The organism is Kribbella sp. NPDC003505, assembly GCF_040610875.1.
Taxonomy (GTDB): Bacteria; Actinomycetota; Actinomycetes; order Propionibacteriales; family Kribbellaceae; genus Kribbella.
This window is the reverse complement of record NZ_JBEXNA010000006.1, coordinates 230,521-246,970: the sequence shown is the minus strand read 5'-3', so window position 1 is coordinate 246,970 and position 16,450 is coordinate 230,521. Positions and strand designations below refer to the sequence as shown.

General features: G+C 68.8%; 15 protein-coding genes. 9 read left to right on the top strand and 6 right to left on the bottom strand.

Annotation, left to right across the window (positions count from 1 at the left end):
* The first annotated feature begins 144 nt into the window (after window positions 1-144).
* Window positions 145-1,224, top strand: a complete 1,080-nt coding sequence (gene ugpC, locus ABZX12_RS22410; RefSeq protein ID WP_355695889.1) for a sn-glycerol-3-phosphate ABC transporter ATP-binding protein UgpC — start codon at window positions 145-147, stop codon at window positions 1,222-1,224.
* 18 nt (window positions 1,225-1,242) lie between these two features.
* On the opposite strand, the gene ABZX12_RS22405 is transcribed toward ugpC, so the two are convergent.
* A complete protein-coding gene (locus ABZX12_RS22405) occupies window positions 1,243-2,226 on the bottom strand; it encodes a glycosyltransferase family 2 protein (protein ID WP_355695888.1) in 984 nt (327 codons plus the stop codon).
* A gap of 105 nt (window positions 2,227-2,331) precedes the next feature.
* On the opposite strand from ABZX12_RS22405, the gene ABZX12_RS22400 reads away from it, so the two are divergent.
* The gene (locus tag ABZX12_RS22400) at window positions 2,332-4,842 is read left to right on the top strand and encodes a YfhO family protein (RefSeq protein ID WP_355695886.1); all 2,511 of its coding nucleotides are present in this window, start codon (window positions 2,332-2,334) and stop codon (window positions 4,840-4,842) included.
* Here the strand turns inward: ABZX12_RS22400 and ABZX12_RS22395 are convergent.
* The 3 genes from ABZX12_RS22395 to ABZX12_RS22385 all read right to left on the bottom strand — a co-directional run bounded on the left by ABZX12_RS22395 (window position 4,835) and on the right by ABZX12_RS22385 (window position 7,717).
* Window positions 4,835-5,824 carry an ABC transporter permease subunit gene (locus tag ABZX12_RS22395; protein ID WP_355695884.1) on the bottom strand — a complete coding sequence of 330 codons (990 nt, stop codon included), beginning with the start codon at window positions 5,822-5,824 and terminating at the stop codon, window positions 4,835-4,837. The two genes, ABZX12_RS22400 and ABZX12_RS22395, sit on opposite strands and share 8 nt — an antisense overlap.
* Entirely contained in the window at window positions 5,821-6,744 is a 924-nt protein-coding gene (locus ABZX12_RS22390) for an ATP-binding cassette domain-containing protein (protein ID WP_355695882.1), read from the bottom strand. The genes ABZX12_RS22395 and ABZX12_RS22390 overlap by 4 nt, the downstream gene beginning before the upstream one ends.
* 274 nt (window positions 6,745-7,018) lie before the next feature.
* Window positions 7,019-7,717, bottom strand: coding sequence for a hypothetical protein (locus ABZX12_RS22385; RefSeq protein WP_355695880.1), 699 nt, complete (start codon window positions 7,715-7,717; stop codon window positions 7,019-7,021).
* Between the two features lie 177 nt (window positions 7,718-7,894).
* Here ABZX12_RS22385 and ABZX12_RS22380 point away from each other — a divergent pair, with 177 nt between their 5' ends.
* The 3 genes from ABZX12_RS22380 (at window position 7,895) to ABZX12_RS22370 (ending at window position 9,797) form a co-directional block, all read left to right on the top strand.
* Entirely contained in the window at window positions 7,895-8,338 is a 444-nt protein-coding gene (locus ABZX12_RS22380; RefSeq protein WP_355695878.1) for an Hsp20/alpha crystallin family protein, read from the top strand.
* Between the two features lie 596 nt (window positions 8,339-8,934).
* Entirely contained in the window at window positions 8,935-9,447 is a 513-nt protein-coding gene (locus ABZX12_RS22375) for an Hsp20/alpha crystallin family protein (protein WP_355695876.1), read from the top strand.
* Window positions 9,444-9,797 (top strand): J domain-containing protein, encoded by a 354-nt coding sequence (locus ABZX12_RS22370; RefSeq protein ID WP_355695875.1) that lies wholly within the window; start codon window positions 9,444-9,446, stop codon window positions 9,795-9,797. The genes ABZX12_RS22375 and ABZX12_RS22370 overlap by 4 nt, the downstream gene beginning before the upstream one ends.
* A 38-nt stretch (window positions 9,798-9,835) precedes the next feature.
* Here ABZX12_RS22370 and ABZX12_RS22365 read toward each other — a convergent pair whose 3' ends face one another.
* Window positions 9,836-10,798, bottom strand: a complete 963-nt coding sequence (locus tag ABZX12_RS22365) for a hypothetical protein (RefSeq protein ID WP_355695873.1) — start codon at window positions 10,796-10,798, stop codon at window positions 9,836-9,838.
* A gap of 267 nt (window positions 10,799-11,065) precedes the next feature.
* On the opposite strand from ABZX12_RS22365, the gene ABZX12_RS22360 reads away from it, so the two are divergent.
* The 4 genes from ABZX12_RS22360 to ABZX12_RS22345 are packed head-to-tail and all read left to right on the top strand — an operon-like array spanning window position 11,066 to window position 14,844.
* On the top strand, window positions 11,066-11,347 hold the full coding sequence (locus ABZX12_RS22360) for a metal-sensitive transcriptional regulator (protein WP_355696401.1): 282 nt from the start codon (window positions 11,066-11,068) through the stop codon (window positions 11,345-11,347).
* 41 nt (window positions 11,348-11,388) lie between these two features.
* Window positions 11,389-11,610 (top strand): heavy-metal-associated domain-containing protein, encoded by a 222-nt coding sequence (locus ABZX12_RS22355; RefSeq protein ID WP_355695871.1) that lies wholly within the window; start codon window positions 11,389-11,391, stop codon window positions 11,608-11,610.
* The gene (locus ABZX12_RS22350) at window positions 11,607-12,599 is read left to right on the top strand and encodes a hypothetical protein (protein WP_355695869.1); all 993 of its coding nucleotides are present in this window, start codon (window positions 11,607-11,609) and stop codon (window positions 12,597-12,599) included. The genes ABZX12_RS22355 and ABZX12_RS22350 overlap by 4 nt, the downstream gene beginning before the upstream one ends.
* Window positions 12,600-12,615: 16 nt before the next feature.
* Window positions 12,616-14,844, top strand: coding sequence for a heavy metal translocating P-type ATPase (locus ABZX12_RS22345; RefSeq protein WP_355695867.1), 2,229 nt, complete (start codon window positions 12,616-12,618; stop codon window positions 14,842-14,844).
* 56 nt (window positions 14,845-14,900) lie between these two features.
* Here the strand turns inward: ABZX12_RS22345 and ABZX12_RS22340 are convergent, their stop codons facing one another.
* A complete protein-coding gene (locus ABZX12_RS22340) occupies window positions 14,901-16,442 on the bottom strand; it encodes an alpha-amylase family glycosyl hydrolase (protein WP_355695865.1) in 1,542 nt (513 codons plus the stop codon).
* Window positions 16,443-16,450: the final 8 nt, after the last annotated feature.

Here is a 16,450-nt window from a genome sequence, read left to right as displayed (position 1 = left end):
AACGTGAACAGAACGGACACGTCACACGCCGTACACCTTGTCAGGACTAGCCGGGGCGGGCGAGGATAGGCGGACTCCCCCGCCCGGGGGAACCTTTACTCGGATCGTCCGGCACGTTCCTGCCGGTGAAGGGAAAGAACAGTCATGGCTACTGTGTCGTTCAAGGCGGCAACCCGGATCTACCCCGGTGGTGACACCCCCGCCGTCGACAAGCTCAACCTCGAGATCGAGGACGGCGAGTTCATGGTGCTCGTCGGCCCGTCGGGTTGCGGCAAGTCCACCTCGCTCCGGATGCTCGCCGGCCTCGAAGAGGTCAACGAGGGTTCCATCTACATCGGCGACCGCGACGTCACGCACCGTCCGCCGAAGGAGCGGGACATCGCGATGGTGTTCCAGAACTACGCGCTCTACCCGCACATGTCGGTCGCGGACAACATGGGCTTCGCGCTGAAGATGCAGGGTGTCTCCAAGGAGGACCGGGCGAAGCGGGTCGGCGAGGCCGCCAAGCTGCTCGGCCTGGAGGAGTACCTCGACCGCAAGCCGAAGGCCCTGTCCGGTGGTCAGCGCCAGCGTGTCGCCATGGGCCGCGCGATCGTCCGTAACCCGCAGGTCTTCCTGATGGACGAGCCGCTGTCGAACCTCGACGCCAAGCTGCGTGTCCAGACCCGTACCCAGATCGCCGAGCTGCAGCAGCGTCTCGGCGTCACCACCGTCTACGTCACCCACGACCAGGTCGAGGCCATGACGATGGGCGACCGGGTCGCGGTGCTCAAGGACGGTCTGCTCCAGCAGGTCGACACCCCGCTGAACCTGTACGACAACCCGAAGAACAAGTTCGTCGCGGGCTTCATCGGCTCGCCGGCGATGAACCTGATCACCGCCGACATCGCCGACGGTGGCGCCAAGGTCGGGGACTACATCATCCCGATCGGCCGCGACATCCTGGCCAAGGCCGGCAGCGACAAGACCCTGACCGTCGGCGTTCGCCCGGAGGCCTTCAAGGTCGCCGACGAGGGCCTGCCGGTGAAGGTCGCCGTCGTCGAGGAGCTCGGCGCCGACGCGTACCTGTACGGCACCGCGGAGCACAACAACGAGCACCAGCAGATCGTGGCGCGGATCGACGCCCGGATGCCGGTCGAGAAGGGCTCGACGGTCCGCCTGGCGGCGGTGCCGGACAAGCTGCACCTGTTCTCGACCTCCACCGAGGAGCGGCTCACCGCCTGATCCTCAGCAGTAGCTGTCCTACCGGCCCCGGGTGGTTCCACCGCCCGGGGCCGGTGGCTTTTGGTCCAGCCGGTCCGCGGGGTTCATGTTGGTCTGCTTGAGCAGGTAGTGCGGGCGCTTCTTGGTCTCGTAGTAGATCCGGCCGATGTACTCGCCGATCACGCCGAGCATCACCATCTGCAGGCCGCCGAGCCCGACGATCGCGGCGATCAGCGTGACGTAGCCCGGCATGTCCACGCCGCGCACGATCGCGGCGACGAGCACCCAGACGGCGTACCCGGCGGCGACCGCGGTCAGCAGCAGGCCGACGTAGATCGCCATCCGCAGCGGCTTGCTGTTGAACGACAGCAGCCCGTCGAACCCGTACTCCAGCAGTCGCCGGAACGTCCACCGGCTCTTGCGGTCCGGCGGCGCCTTCACGTTGTCGTACTCGAACAGGATCGACTCGAACCCGATCCAGGCGAACAGGCCCTTCGAGAACCGGTTGTACTCGTTCAGCTCGAGCAGTCCGTCGACCGCGCGCCGGGACAGCAGCCGGAAGTCGCCGACGCCGTCCACCAGCTCGACGTCGGCCCATTTGTTGATCAGCCAGTAGTACGCCCGCGCGAACAGCGTCCGGCTCGCCGGGTCGCCGGTCCGGTTGCGGCGCGCGATCACCTGGTCGAACCCGCGCTCGTACTCCTCCAGCATCCGGCCGATCAGCTCCGGCGGGTGTTGCAGGTCGGCGTCCATGATCACCACCGCGTCGCCCGTCGCGTAGCGCAGGCCGGCCAGCATCGCGGCCTCCTTGCCGAAGTTCCGGCTGAACGACAGGTACCGCACCGATTCGTCGCTCGCTGCCAACCCGACGAGTGCGTCGAGCGTCCCATCAGAACTACCGTCGTCGACATACACGATCTCGTACGGCCGCCCGGTCCCCGCGAGCTCGTGGCTGAGCGCCTGATGGAACCGCGAGATCACCTCGACCTCGTTGTAACACGGCACCACCAGACTCAACCGCATCGTTGTCCCCATCCGCCTCGCACGCCGACCGTGATGCGATTCTTGTCCATACCAGAACTACCCGCTAGCTTTGGCGACCGAGCGAGCGGAACGAAGGGGCGGCCAATGGTTTCCGAGGACAGTGCTGAGGGAGGGACTGTCCGGCGGCGATCGGCGTTGCTGCCGGCCGCCGTCGCAGCCGTCGGGGTGGCGGCGGTGTTCGCCGCCTCCGGAATCATCCGCGGTACCTTTCCCTTCGGTTCGCTGTCCCGCAGTACCAACGATCTTGGCACGCAGTACGTCCCTTTCTTCGCCCACCTCTGGGACGTCCTGCACGGCCGGGCCCAGGGCGACCTGCTGTTCAACTGGCAGAGCGCCTTCGGCGTCGGCTTCCTCGCGGACGTCGGAGTCGATCTCGGCAGCCCATTGTCACTGCTCGTGGGTCTGTTCCCCCGGGACCAGATCGATCTCGCCGTCTACGTCGTCACCACCCTCAAGCTGAGTCTCGCCGCGGCCGCGATGGCCGCCACACTTCTGAAGATGCGCCCAGGACCCCGCTGGGTTGCAGCGATCCTGGGTGTTTCGTACGGCGCCTGCGGCTGGGCACTCGACGACGGATCCTACGTGCCGATGTGGCTCGACGGCCTGATCGCCCTGCCGATGTTCTTCCTGGTCGCCGAGTGGTCACTGCGCCGTACCAACCGGCTGCTGAGTGTGCTGGTCGTGGCCGTCTTCTGGCTGTCCAACTTCTACACCGCCTACATGGCAACGATCGCGGGTGGGATCTACCTGCTCGCCCGGCTGCTCAGCAGCGACCTGAGTTGGTCGCTGCGCCTCCGGTCGGTCGTGCGGCACGGCGTCTCGTTCGTGCTCGGCATGGCGCTGGTCGCGCCCGTCCTGCTCCCGATCGTCACCACGAACCGGGCCGCGACGCCGTCCCCATCGGGGATCTTCCACGCGTCGGCGATCGACGTGTTCCTGTCCCGGCTGCTGCCGCTGTCCGAGGGCGTCGGCCGGACCGCCAGCCTGTACGTCGGCACGATCGCGCTGCTGCTCGCGCTGACGATGCCGTTCAACAAGTTCGTCCCGTGGCGGGAGAAGGCGATCTGGGTCGTCACGATCGTCGCCGTCGCGTGGTCGTTCCGCTGGGCGCCGACGCAGGAGTTCTGGCACGCGTTCGACACCCCGAACGGCAGCCAGTACCGCGAGGCGTTCGTGCTCTGCGGCCTGCTCGTCGCGGTCGCGTGGATCTCGGTCGCGCACAAACTGCCCGGGCCGATCGCTCTGCTGGGCGGGGCGGCCCTGCTGGCGCTGATCGCCGTCCTGTCCGAGGGAAGCCCGCTGCTGACCGAGCACTGGCTGATCGTGCTGATCGCGTCCGGATCGCTGACCGTGGTTGCGTTCGGCATCATCTGGACGTTGCGCCGGATCCCGGGAACCCGCCGTACCAAGTGGCCCGTCGCAGCGGCGTTCGGCGTACTGCTGGCGGTCGTCGCGGTGGAGACCACCTGGACCGCGGTGATCACCGACGTGCAGCGCTCGAAGGTGCTCAGCACGTCGGCCGCGCCGTGGGACGACAAGCAGACCGCGCGGTACGACGCGCTGCGCGACGCCGGCGGGTGGCCGGCGTACCGGACCGAGCCGGGGACGTCGATCACGCCGAACGATCCGATCCTGCTCGGCGGGCAGGGCGCCGGCCTGTACAGCAGCCTGCTGCCGCACTCGGTCAACCAGATGATGACCGAGCTCGGCTTCGGCTGGTCCGGGTACGGCCGTGCGGCCCACACGCTCGACAATCCGGTGACGGACGCGATCTTCTCGGTCGGCGCGCGGATGCGGCTGATCGGCGACGGCGCCCCGGAGATCGGCCGCGCGACGGTGCCGCCGCTGGTCACCGTACGGCGCCGGCTCGACGCCGCGGTGCCGCTCGACACCAACGCCCCGAACGCGTATGCCGCGCAGGAGCGGCTGCTCGGCAGCAAGGTGTACGAGGTCCCGGAGTACAAGGGCACGCGGTTCGCGAGCGGTGACGTCAAGCTGGTCGCGAAATGCACGCCGGGCAGCTCGGCGTACCTGTTCATGCCGCGGGTCGGCGGTCGCGCCCGGCTCGCCGACGGCCGCTGGTGGGAGCTGAGCTCGACGCGCCGGCCCGGCATCAACACCAGCAGCGCGATGGTCGGGCTCGGCACCGTGCCGGCCAACGGCATCGTGCTCATCGAGGTCAACTTCGGCGACGCCCCGCAGGGCATCCCGCCGCGCAACGCGATCGGTTGCCTCAGCCCTGCAGCGCTCCGCAAGGCAGTGAAGTCGTTGCGGGCGACCGGGGCGACCGAGGTGGAGGCGAGCGGCCACTCGCTGCACGCGACCTTGCCCGCGGACAGCAAGGGCTGGGCCGTCATCGGCGTACCGAAGATCAGCGGCTGGACCTGCCGGGTCGCCGGCGGCAAGCCGCAGACCCCGCGGAACTTCGGCGGTCTGATGGCTGTTCCGTTGACCGGTGCGGCGGACCGAGTCGACTGCACGTTCGTGCCGCCGGGGCTGCGCCGCGGGCTCGCGATCGGCGCGGCCGCCGCCGTGGCCACGCTCGGGATCGTGCTGATCGGCGCGGTACGACGGCGGCGGCGGACGGCTAGTTGACGTCGCGGCGGTTGAAGACCCAGGCGCCGAGCAGGACCACGACCGCGGTGAGGGCCGCGAGGTACCACGCGCCATGCTCGAAGGACAGCGTTTTCTGCACGTAGTCGCAGGCGTAGCTGCCGTCGCCGCCGGCCTTGCATTCCGTCACGTAGTACTGCGTGTCATGCCGCACGAAGGCGTCGAAGTTGAGCTTCACCAGCCACGGCTGGGCCTTCTCCAGGAACGCGGCGAACACGCCCTCGGCGAGCACCAGGTACGCCATGACGACACCGATCGCGGCGGCGGTGTGCCGGAGCAACAGGCCGACCACACAGCCGAGCGCAGCCGCCAGCGCGGTCGTCACCACGGCGCGGCCCCCGATCGCAGCCAGGTCGCCCCAGACCTTCCCCGTCGTACCCGCGGTGTCGCCCAGCTTGTCGACGATCAGGAACGTTCCGAACAGCACGACCGCCAGGACGACCGCGGCCACCGGTACGAACCCGGTCGCGGCGGCGAGCAGCTTGCTGCCGTACACCCGCAGCCGACGCGGCTCGAACGTCAACCAGTTGCCGATGGCACCGGAGCGGAACTCGGCGCCGAGGAAACTCGCCCCGATCAGGAACCCCGCGAAGGCCAGGAAGTACGACGAGCCCCGCAGCAACTCCGGCGTGATCTGGCTGAACACGGTCTTCGGCTTACCGAAATCCTCCAGCCTGGGCTCCGGGTACGCGCACATGTCCTCGAGCTTCGGCTTCGGGTCCGGCTGCGTCTTCCAGTCCGCCTCGCACTGCTTCCGCGTCTCGTCGGCGTGCTCGACCCACTCGTGGTGCGCGATCTCGAACTGCTGCTGGGCCCGCTGCTGCTCGGCGGCCGACAACGGCCGCGCGTCGAACCAGGTGGCCACCAGCAGCAGGATCGTGATCAGGAACAGGCCGGCGAGACCGATCACCGTCAACCGCCGCGCGGTCAGCCGCCGAAGCTCGACCTTGGTCAGGCGGATCATCGCAGCCCCTCACCTTCGGTCAGCTCCAGGAAGACCGACTCGAGATCGGCGCGGACCGGGACCAGCTCGGACACGTACAACTCCTGATGGGCCAGGCGACGCGTCACCTCGGCCGGGTCGGGCGCGCCCTCGACGAGCAGGTACCTGCCGTCGGCGCGCACCGTCATACCGGACGCGGTCAGGATCCGGGTCGCGGCCTCGTGGTTGTCCACAGCAACCTTCACGGCCGCCGCCGTACCGGCGCCGATCACGTCGGCGACCGTGCCGGACGCGAGCAGCCGGCCGTGGCCGATGATCGACACGGTGTCGGCGACCTGCTCCACCTCGGCCAGGATGTGGCTGCTGACCAGCACCGTCTTCCCTTGCTCGCCGAGACCGCGCATGGTCTCGCGGATCTCCCGGATACCCGCCGGATCGAGACCGTTCGTCGGCTCGTCGAAGATCAGCAGGTCCGGCTCCTTGAGCAACGTGGCCGCGATCGCCAGGCGCTGCTTCATCCCCAGCGAGTACGACCGGAAGCGATCCCCGCCCCGCTCACCGAGCGACGTCTGCTCGAGCACCTCGCCGACCCTCGCGCGCGGCGCACCGATCGCCTCCGCGAGCAGCTCCAGATTCTTCTCCCCCGTGAACGCCGGGAAGAACTTCGGCGACTCGACAATCGCCCCCACCCGTCCGACCACCTCCGGCAACCGCGCCGGCACCGGCTCGCCGAACACCGTCATCGTCCCCGCATCGGCCCGCACCAGCCCCAGCAACATCCGGATCGAGGTCGTCTTCCCGGACCCGTTGGGCCCGAGAAACCCGTGCACACCCCCAGCCGGCACCTCAAGATCCAGCCCCTGCACCGCCACCACCTTGCGCCCCCGGCGGGTCCGATACGTCTTACGCAACCCACGCGTACTGACGGCCACGTCGGACATCCACACCCCTCTCGTCGTTCAGCAGACGCACAGCGTCCCAGGTTTGTTCAGCAGAAGTGCTTGGGGGTGGAGGCAGCGCGGTGGATGAGGCGGGGAGGCGGTGAAGACGGACGTGGTAAGGCGGAGTGGCCAGGCGCGTCCACGACGCCACACCAGCCGGTCGGTGAGCCAGGCTCGGAGGGTTGGGCGACGCCGTGATGCAGGCCACCGGCTGACCCCGGCAGGAGGGGGCCAAGCACCTGTGCTCCAGGCTGCCTGGGACTTGTCCCCGGATCTAAGGCCGTTCGCGGTCGGAGGCTGCTCGGTTGGTCGTTGGACCGTGGCGTAAGCGAGCGGTGGTCTGGCCGATCGCCGCGATCTGCCCGGCCAGTCGTGGATGGTTCTCCTGGAGATGCGGCTCGGCCTGTGCCAGTGGATCGAGCAGGGTAGTGGTGTCCGCGTCACCGAGTGCGGTGTGGATCTCGTCGGCGCGTTCTTGAGCGGCGGCGTCGAGTCCCTCGAGCGCGCTGACCTGCGAGGCCAGCCGTCGCAGGTCGGCGGCATTGGCGTGCGCCCATTGAGTGACCGCGCGTTGGCCGGCGCGACGGTCGCGGGCGGCCTGGATCCGTTGTTCTCCGGTCATTCCGGCGGGGTCGGCGCTGTGCGGGTTGACGCGTAGATAGCGGCGTTCGGCTGCCTGGCGACTGCCCACTCCGAGAGCGGGGGCGATCGCGGCCCAACTCGTGCCTTGGAGGCGGGCCGCGCCAATGAGCAGCGGCTCCCAGGCGGCGAGCTGTTCCTGCAGGGCGCGAAGCTTGCTCAGCGCGGCCAGGATGTCTGTGGCGCCGACGGACCCCGCGGGCCGGGTCTCAGACGCGTCGCGGGTGAGCTCCTGCACGACTTCCTCCACGGTAGCGACAGCGGCCGCCGCAGACTGCATGCCGCCTGCGCTCTCCGCACTCTCCGCGCTCTCAGCACCCTCAGCGCTCTCCATACTCTCTCCGCGCTCTCTGTTCCCCGTCGTCCGGACTTCCTTCACATCGCCACCTCCTTCGCCCAGTGTGTCATCGACCGGATGACAATTCCTCCTTGTCATCCTTCCGTTGACATGCTAAAAGAGAAGTGCGTGTTGACACCACCGTTGAATCGACGCTTCAGGAGGTGCAGGACGATGTTGATGCGCACAGACCCCTTCCGGGAGCTGGACCGGTTTGCCCAGCAGTTCTTCGGCAGTCAGACGCCGGGCACATGGTCGCGCCCGACGCCGATGCCCATGGACGCCTACCGCCAAGGCGACCAGTACGTGGTGTCCTTCGATCTGCCGGGAATCACCCCGGACGCGATCGATCTGGATGTCGAGCGCAACGTGCTGACGGTGAAGGCCGAGCGGCGCCCGCTCGAGCTCGGCGAGGGCGTGGAGATGCAGGTTTCCGAGCGGCCGCTCGGGGTGTTCTCCCGGCAGCTGTTCCTCGGCGACACCTTGGACGCCGACCGCATCGAGGCGAGCTACGAGGCCGGCGTACTGACGCTGAAGATTCCGGTCGCCGAGCAGGCCAAGCCGCGCAAGATCGCGATCGCGAACACCGAGAGCGGCCAGAAGCAGATCGACGCCTGACCACCGACCTGGCAGGCACTTCACAGCCGCGTGACGGCGATCCGACGCCGCCGTCACCGGCGGGCATTCGTCGATGAGGTGAGATCGATGAGCGCGACCGGCACACAGCCGACAGTCGACGAGGCCGAGGTCTTCGTGGACCTCGTGCTCAGCGACGACGAGCTGGTGCGTGCGGAGTTCGACGCTCTGGTCGCCGCCTGCTGGGATGAGCCGTGCGAACCACCCACCCGGCGGCCCTGTCCATCCGTCGGAGCCTGGGCCGAGCGGCCATCACGCCGATGGTCGCGCCGGGTGGGCCTGCCACACAGCCACGTTCCCCGGCGGCGGCCACACGGCCGCCAGCGCGGCCCTCCGCCGCACCGAAGCACCTGCCTGAATCCCTGCATGCACAGAGGAGGTGAGCAGACCGAAAATCGACAGCGCCATTGAAGCCCGGTGATGCGGCCGCCCGCCCAGTCACATCTCGACCCAAGCGGCGGTGACCCGACGATCCGCCATCTGTCCTTCCAAGGACGTAATCTCCGGCGGGCCGCCGCATCACCCCGGCCCGATCCGACCCGGTACTCGAGGTTCACCACAAGCAGGGGGTGAGCGTGATGATCGACCGCGTGGCCCGCCGGCAGGATGCGGTGCGGTGGCTGCCGACGGAGCCGTTCGCGCACCTCGACGACATCCATCGCCGGATGAACCAGCTCATGCACAGACTCTCCATGTCCTCCTCACCGGCGACCGGGTGGACGCCCGCGGTCGACATCGAGGAAACCGACGACGAATGCGTGATCGACATCGACCTGCCCGGCGCCACCGCCGGCGACGTGGTCCTGGAGTGGGCAAACGACCGCTCCCTTACCGTCCGCGGCCGGATCCCTGATCGTGAACATCACGGCGTGCTGCACCGGCGCACCCGGCCCACCGGGTCGGTGCATCACGTCATCGACCTTCCCTGCCCGGTACTCGGCGACCGGACCACGGCGACCCTGACCCACGGCGTTCTGACCGTCCACGCCGCCAAGGCGCACCCCGGTCCCGCCCATCGCATCCACATCGTTGACCTCGACGACCCGGTGGACCCCGGCGAGCCAGGGCGCCCCGGCGGAGTACAGCCATGACCGCGGCACCGATTCCCGACCTGTACGGCGTCCTCGGCGTGAGCCCCGACGCCACCGGCGACGACCTCGACCACGCCTTCCGCAGCCTCGTCCGCCAACTCCATCCCGACACCCGGACGCCGTCCGATCCGGACAACGCGGCCGACGAGCGCCTGCAGGACATCCTCGCCGCCTACGCCGCCCTGCGTGACCCTGTCCGCCGCGCCGCCTACGACCGAACCCGATCGGCAACCGCGAGCAACCCTCCCAGACCGCAACCAGATGTCCGGGGCGAGCCTGCGACAACCGCGCGGATACGGGTCACACCCGACGTCCGGGTCGGGCCAGTGCACTGGCAACCGCCGGCCTGAGGAGGCGCCCATCGACCGCGCAACCTGCCGCGAAGCGGTCAACTCGCGATCAGGTCGAGGAGTGATCCGGCGATGAACAACGACGCGGCCGCCCAGCGGAGCGGATGTGCAGGCTCCGCTCGATCCATGAGATGGGTGATGAACCGCGCTGGGAGGACCGGTAGATGCTGGACGAGGGCCCACAGCCACATCAGCGCGACCACGGCGGAGCGTCGTAGGTCGGGTTCGGAGGTCAGCAGCGCGAAGATCGAACCTGACCAGAAGAGCAGAAGCGCCGGCACCACTGCGAGCGGAAACGGTACGACCGGCATCAGAAACTTGAGGATCAGCATGGCTCCGCCGACTCCCACGAGCAGCCCGAGGCAGGAGCCTCCGAACGCCCACCGCTGCACTCCGCCTCCGCCGGAATAGCGCCAGGCCACCTTCTCCTTCCTGGTCAGGTCGTCGACAACGGCTGCTTCGACGTACGCACTGAGGATCGTCCGCCCGTGCCGGCAATCCCACTTGAGTCGATGCTCACCAGGAAGCGGGACGATCTGCACCCACCCCGTCTTGGTCACGACGCTGGCAGTACATGAGCGGCAGACAACGTCCCCGTCGAAGGCTTCGAACATGTTGTCCAGCAACAACTGGTAGGTGGCGTCGTTGACGCCGGAAGGCGGCGTTTGCTCGCGCTGCTCCGCCCTTGGAAGGTCTTTCTTCACGTGGTTCTCGAGCCACTGGATCTTGTCGACTACTCGTGCCGCGTCGCGTGTGTAGGTGATGCGCCGGCGCGCCGTCTCCAGCCGTCGGCGACCGCGCCTGCCGTAAGCCCGTAGCGCGTCGGGACCGATCAGATCGAGGACGACCACCAGACCCGCTACGAACTGGAACACTTTGCCGATGCGTCCCCAGGCAAGAATCGGCCATCCCAGCAGCTGATCATCAGCAGCCAGCGGGCCGTACCACCACCAACTCGTCCACAGCTCCCCCCACCGGTCGCGGAACGCCGCCGCGAACACGAGCAGCGGCAGACCACCGGACGCTGTTCCAGTCACGTCCCTCGGGCTGTTGGCCTGTTGAATCTCACCGGGCGGTAAGGGCGCTCGGCGGACAGCCCTCACCGGATGCCCCGCCCGGACCCACCTCCGACAGATACCCCCAACAGGTATTGCCGCAGGGCTTGCATTCGATACCCGGAGGGGGTAACTTCTTGGGCGTGGAGATACCCCGGAGGGGTAGCTGAGGGCCAGGAAGAGGGTTGCGAGATGAGCACCGAGCAGACGCATGTGCACGGATACACCGCCGAGAAGAGCAGTCACCTGAAGCGGCTGCGGCGGATCGAGGGGCAGGTTCGTGGTCTGCAGCGGATGGTCGAGGAGGACAAGTACTGCATCGACATCCTGACCCAGGTGTCGGCGGCCACGAAGGCGCTGCAGTCCTTCTCGCTGGAGTTGCTCGACGAGCACCTGTCGCACTGCGTGGTCGAGGCCGCGCAGAGGGGCGGCCCGGAGGCCGACGAGAAGGTCCGGGAAGCCTCCGACGCGATCGCCCGTCTGGTCCGCAGCTGACGTTCTCCCATCACACCCCGTTTCGAGCAAGGAGCATCGATATGAGCACCACGACGACCTACTCCGTCACCGGCATGACCTGCGGCCACTGCACTTCGTCCGTCACCGAGGAGATCAGCAAGCTCGTCGGTGTCCAGGACGTGAAGATCGACCTCGTCGCGGGCGGCACCTCCGCGGTGCACGTGACGAGTGAGTCCGCTCTCGACGAGGCCGCCGTGCGCGACGCCGTCGACGAGGCGGGCTACGAACTGGCGGCGTCGTGAGCCGGGCCGCCGCGCTCCGGCTCGGCGCGTTCGCCGGTGCGGTGGCGCTCGCCTTCGGGGCGGCGTTCGGCATCGGTTCCGCGATCGACCCGATCGCGGCGGCCGACGACACCTCCGCGGCACCGGCCCACGGAGAGGAGATGGGTGGTATGGAGCAGACCTCGGGACACGGTGGACACGACGGCGGCGGGCAGTTGCCCGGGCTGGCGGTGTCCGACGCCGGCTACACGTTCGCGCCGGCGAGGACGTCCTTCACGTCCGGCGAGAAGTCCGAGTTGCGCTTCACGATCCAAGGACCGGACGGCAAACCGGTCACGCAGTACACCAAGACGCACGAGAAGGACCTGCACCTGATCGTGGTGCGGCGGGACCTGTCCGGGTTCCACCACGTGCACCCGACGATGGCGGCGGACGGGACGTGGAGCATCCCGTTCACGTTCACCGCCGGCGGCACCTGGCGGCTGTACGCCGACTTCCAGCCGGCCGGTCACGACAGCACGATCACGCTCGGCACGGACGTGAACGTCGTCGGCATGTATGTCCCGGTCCCGGTCGCCGAGCCGGCGAGCATCTACAGCTTCGACGGGTACGACGTGACGCTGCAGGGCACCCCGGTCGCCGGCAAGGAGTCGGAGCTGACGTTCACGGTGAGCCGTGGCGGAAAACCCGTCACCGACCTGCAGCCGTACCTGGGCGCCTTCGGGCACCTGGTCTCGCTGCGCGGCGGCGACCTGGCCTACCTGCACAACCACCCGGCGGAGCTCGCCGAGCCGGGTATGAAGGGCGGACCGTCGATCACCTTCGGTACGACGTTCCCGACCGCGGCGACGTACAGCCTGTTCCTGGACTTCCAGCACGGGGGCAAGGTGCACACCGCCGAGTTCACCGTGAAGGTGGGCGCCACCGGTACGACGATCGTCCCGCCGAAGGCAGTTCCCAGCGCAGCATCCAAGACCCCGGCGCACGCCGAGACGCCGCACGGCCACTGAGAGGAGGCACTTCATCATGACCAGCACCGAGCCCGGTCAGTCCGTCGAACTCATCATCGGTGGTATGACGTGCGCCTCGTGCGCCGCCCGGGTGGAGAAGAAACTGAACCGGATGGAGGGCGTCACCGCGACCGTCAACTACGCCACCGAGAAGGCGAAGGTGACGTACGCCGACGGCATCTCGACCGACGACCTGGTCGCCACCGTCGAGAAGACCGGCTACACCGCGAGTCTCCCGACGCCGGCGGTCGAGCCGACGGACGACGAGCCGGACGAGCTGAAACCCCTGCGGGAGCGGTTGATCGCGAGCATCGTGCTCGCGGTGCCGGTGATCGTGTTCGGGATGATCCCGGCGCTGCAGTTCGACTCGTGGCAGTGGGCGTCGCTGACGCTGGCGTTCCCGGTGGTGACGTGGGCGGCCTGGCCGTTCCACAAGGCCGCCTGGACCAACCTGCGGCACGGCGCCGCCACGATGGACACGCTGATCTCGCTGGGCGTGGTGAGCGCGTTCCTCTGGTCGCTGTACGCACTGTTCTTCGGCTCCGCCGGCGAGCCCGGTATGAAGATGCCGTTCACGCTGATCCCCTCGCGGGGCAGCGGGGCCGAGGAGATCTACCTCGAGGTCGCGGCCGGGGTGACCACGTTCATCCTGGCCGGCCGGTACTTCGAGGCGCGCGCCAAGCGCCGCTCGGGCGCCGCGCTGCGGGCCCTGCTCGAGCTCGGCGCGAAGGACGTCGCCGTCCTGCGAAACGGGACCGAGACCCGGATCCCGACCGACCAGCTCGTCGTGGGTGACGAGTTCGTCGTCCGGCCGGGCGAGAAGATCGCGACCGACGGCGTGGTCGTGACCGGCAACAGCGCGGTCGACGCGTCGATGCTGACCGGTGAGTCTGTACCGGTCGAGGTCGGCGAAGGCGACGCGGTCGTCGGCGCGACAGTCAACGCCGGCGGCCGGCTGGTGGTGCGGGCGACCCGGGTCGGCGCGGACACGCAGCTGGCGCAGATGGCCCGGCTGGTCGAGGACGCGCAGAACGGGAAGGCCGCGGTGCAGCGGCTGGCCGACAGGGTGTCCGGGATCTTCGTCCCGATCGTGATCGGGCTGGCGCTCGCGACGCTCGGCTTCTGGCTCGGCAACGGTTCGCCGCTGGAGGTCGCGTTCACCGCCGCGGTCGCCGTACTGATCATCGCCTGCCCGTGTGCGCTGGGCCTGGCCACGCCGACCGCGTTGATGGTCGGGACCGGCCGCGGCGCGCAGCTGGGCATCCTGATCAAGGGGCCGGAGGTCCTGGAGTCCACGCGGCGGGTCGACACCGTCGTACTGGACAAGACAGGCACCGTCACCACGGGCCGCATGGAGCTGGTCGACGTACTGCTGGCTCCGGATCAGGACCGCGCCGAGGTACTGCGGTTGGCGGGGGCGCTCGAGCACTCGAGTGAGCACCCGATCGCGCAGGCGGTCGCCCGGGCCGCGGCCGCCGAGGGGAAGCTCCCGGACGTCGAGGACTTCGGCAACGTCGAGGGCCTCGGTGTGCAGGGAATCGTCGACGGACACGCGGTCCTCGTCGGACGGACGCAGTTGCTGGAGGAGTGGAGCCAGCACCTGCCGGAGGATCTCGCGCACGCGAAGGAGCACGCCGAGGCCGAGGGCAGTACGGCGGTGGCGGTCGGCTGGGACGGGCAGGCACGAGCTGTGCTGGTCGTCGCGGACACCGTGAAACCCACGTCCGTACAGGCGATCCGGGACTTGAAGGCGCTCGGCCTGCGGCCGGTGTTGCTGACCGGTGACAACGAAGCGGTGGCGACGAAGGTGGCCGGCGAGGTCGGCATCGACGAGGTGATCGCCGAGGTGCTGCCGGCCGGCAAGGTCGACGCGGTGAAGAAGCTGCAGGACGAGGGTCGCGTGGTCGCGATGGTCGGCGACGGCGTCAACGACGCGGCCGCGCTCGCCCAGGCCGACCTCGGCCTGAGCATGGGGACCGGTACGGACGTGGCGATCGAGGCGAGCGACCTGACGCTGGTGCGGGGCGACCTGCGCGCGGCCGCGGACGCCATCCGGTTGTCCCGCAGCACACTGCGCACGATCAAGGGCAACCTCTTCTGGGCCTTCGCCTACAACGTAGCCGCCCTCCCCCTGGCCGCGGCCGGCCTGCTCAACCCGATGCTGGCCGGCGCCGCAATGGCCTTCAGCTCGGTCTTCGTGGTCTCGAACAGCCTCCGGCTCCGGCGGTTCCGCCCGCTGGCCTGAACAAGCGCCGGGGCCAGGGGACAAGCAATACCTTGTTCCCTGACCCCGGCAGGTGGTCAGCGAACCCAGGCGGTGGCGTCGGACGGCAGGCGGCCGGCATCCAGCGGGACACTGGAGATCAGCAGCTCGTCGTACGGCGGCAAGTCGACCGCGCCGGCGCTGAGGTTGGTGATGCAGGTCAGGTTCTCGCGGCGGAACGTGAGTACGTCGGCGGGCGAGTCCAGCCACGTCAGCGCCCCGTCGCCGAGCAGTGCGCGGCGGAGTTTCAAACCGCTGCGGTACAGGGAAAGCATCGAGTTCTGGTCGTGGCGCTGGGATTCGACCGTCAGGTTCTTCCAGTCCGCCGGCTGCGGCAACCACGGCGTACCGGACCCGAAGCCGAACGGCGGCTCCTTGCCCGACCACGGAAGGGGCACACGGCAACCGTCTCGACCACGGTCGAGACCACCCGACCGGGCGAAGATCGGGTCCTGCAGCAACTCGTCCGGCAGGTCCTCGACTTCCGGGAGACCGAGTTCTTCGCCCTGGTAGACATAGAGGCCGCCCGGTAGCGCCATGGCCAGGAGTGCGGCCGCGCGGGCGCGACGTTCGCCCAGGACCAGATCGGTACGCATCCCGTGCTTGCGGTCCTGATGCGAGAACGACGTGTCGGGACGGCCGTACTTCGTGACCGGCCGGGTCACGTCGTGGTTCGACAGCACCCAGGTCGGCGGCGCGCCGATCGGGACGTGGGTGGACAGCGTCAGGTCGATCGACGCGCGGAGCTCGCCGGCCTCCCACGGGCGGGACAGGAAGTCGAAGTTGAACGCGGTCTGCATCTCGTCCGGCCGCAGGTACAGCGCGAACCGTTCCTGGTCCGGCATCCACATCTCGCCGACGAAGAAGCGGTCGTCATAGGCGTCCGAGACGCGCCGCCAGCCGCGGTACACCTCGTGCACCTCGTCGTGGTCGGTGTACGACTCCTCGACGCTGTCCAGGTCCTTGAACAGGACGGCGGCGCTGTCGATCCGGATGCCGTCGACGCCACGGTCCAGCCAGAACCGGAGGATGTCGTGGAACTCCTCGACGACCTCGGGGTTGCGCCAGTTGAAGTCCGGCTGCTCGGGAGCGAACAGGTGCAGGTACCACTCGCCGTCGGCGACCTGGGTCCAGGCAGGTCCGTTGAAGATCGACTGCCAGTCGTTGGGCGGTCCGTCGCCGCGGCCCGGACGGAACAGGAAGCGCTCACGTTCGGGCGACCCCGGCCCGGCCCGGAGTGCCTCGACGAACCACCTCTGCTGGTCCGAGCCGTGGTTCGGGACGATGTCGATGATCGTGCGGATGTTCAGCGCGTGCGCCTCGGCGATGTACGCCTCCGCCTCCGCGAGGGTGCCGAACGCCGGGTCGATCGCGCGGTAGTCGGCGACGTCGTACCCGCCGTCGGCCATCGGCGACGGGTACCACGGGTTCAGCCAGATCGCGTCGATCCCGAGCTCGGCCAGGTACGGCAGCTTCTGCCGCAGCCCGGCGAGATCGCCGATCCCGTCGTCGTTGCCGTCCGCGAAACTCCGCAGGTAGACCTGGTAGATCGCAGCGCCGCGCCACCAATCGTCGGCCATCGAATCTC

Coding starts and splice junctions, on each gene's coding strand:
- ugpC (WP_355695889.1), top strand. CDS start 145: ATGGCTACTGTGTCGTTCAAGGCGGCAACCCGGATCTACCCCGGTGGT.
- ABZX12_RS22405 (WP_355695888.1), bottom strand. CDS start 2,226: ATGCGGTTGAGTCTGGTGGTGCCGTGTTACAACGAGGTCGAGGTGATC.
- ABZX12_RS22400 (WP_355695886.1), top strand. CDS start 2,332: ATGGTTTCCGAGGACAGTGCTGAGGGAGGGACTGTCCGGCGGCGATCG.
- ABZX12_RS22395 (WP_355695884.1), bottom strand. CDS start 5,824: ATGATCCGCCTGACCAAGGTCGAGCTTCGGCGGCTGACCGCGCGGCGG.
- ABZX12_RS22390 (WP_355695882.1), bottom strand. CDS start 6,744: ATGTCCGACGTGGCCGTCAGTACGCGTGGGTTGCGTAAGACGTATCGG.
- ABZX12_RS22385 (WP_355695880.1), bottom strand. CDS start 7,717: ATGGAGAGCGCTGAGGGTGCTGAGAGCGCGGAGAGTGCGGAGAGCGCA.
- ABZX12_RS22380 (WP_355695878.1), top strand. CDS start 7,895: ATGTTGATGCGCACAGACCCCTTCCGGGAGCTGGACCGGTTTGCCCAG.
- ABZX12_RS22375 (WP_355695876.1), top strand. CDS start 8,935: ATGATCGACCGCGTGGCCCGCCGGCAGGATGCGGTGCGGTGGCTGCCG.
- ABZX12_RS22370 (WP_355695875.1), top strand. CDS start 9,444: ATGACCGCGGCACCGATTCCCGACCTGTACGGCGTCCTCGGCGTGAGC.
- ABZX12_RS22355 (WP_355695871.1), top strand. CDS start 11,389: ATGAGCACCACGACGACCTACTCCGTCACCGGCATGACCTGCGGCCAC.
- ABZX12_RS22345 (WP_355695867.1), top strand. CDS start 12,616: ATGACCAGCACCGAGCCCGGTCAGTCCGTCGAACTCATCATCGGTGGT.
- ABZX12_RS22340 (WP_355695865.1), bottom strand. CDS start 16,442: ATGGCCGACGATTGGTGGCGCGGCGCTGCGATCTACCAGGTCTACCTG.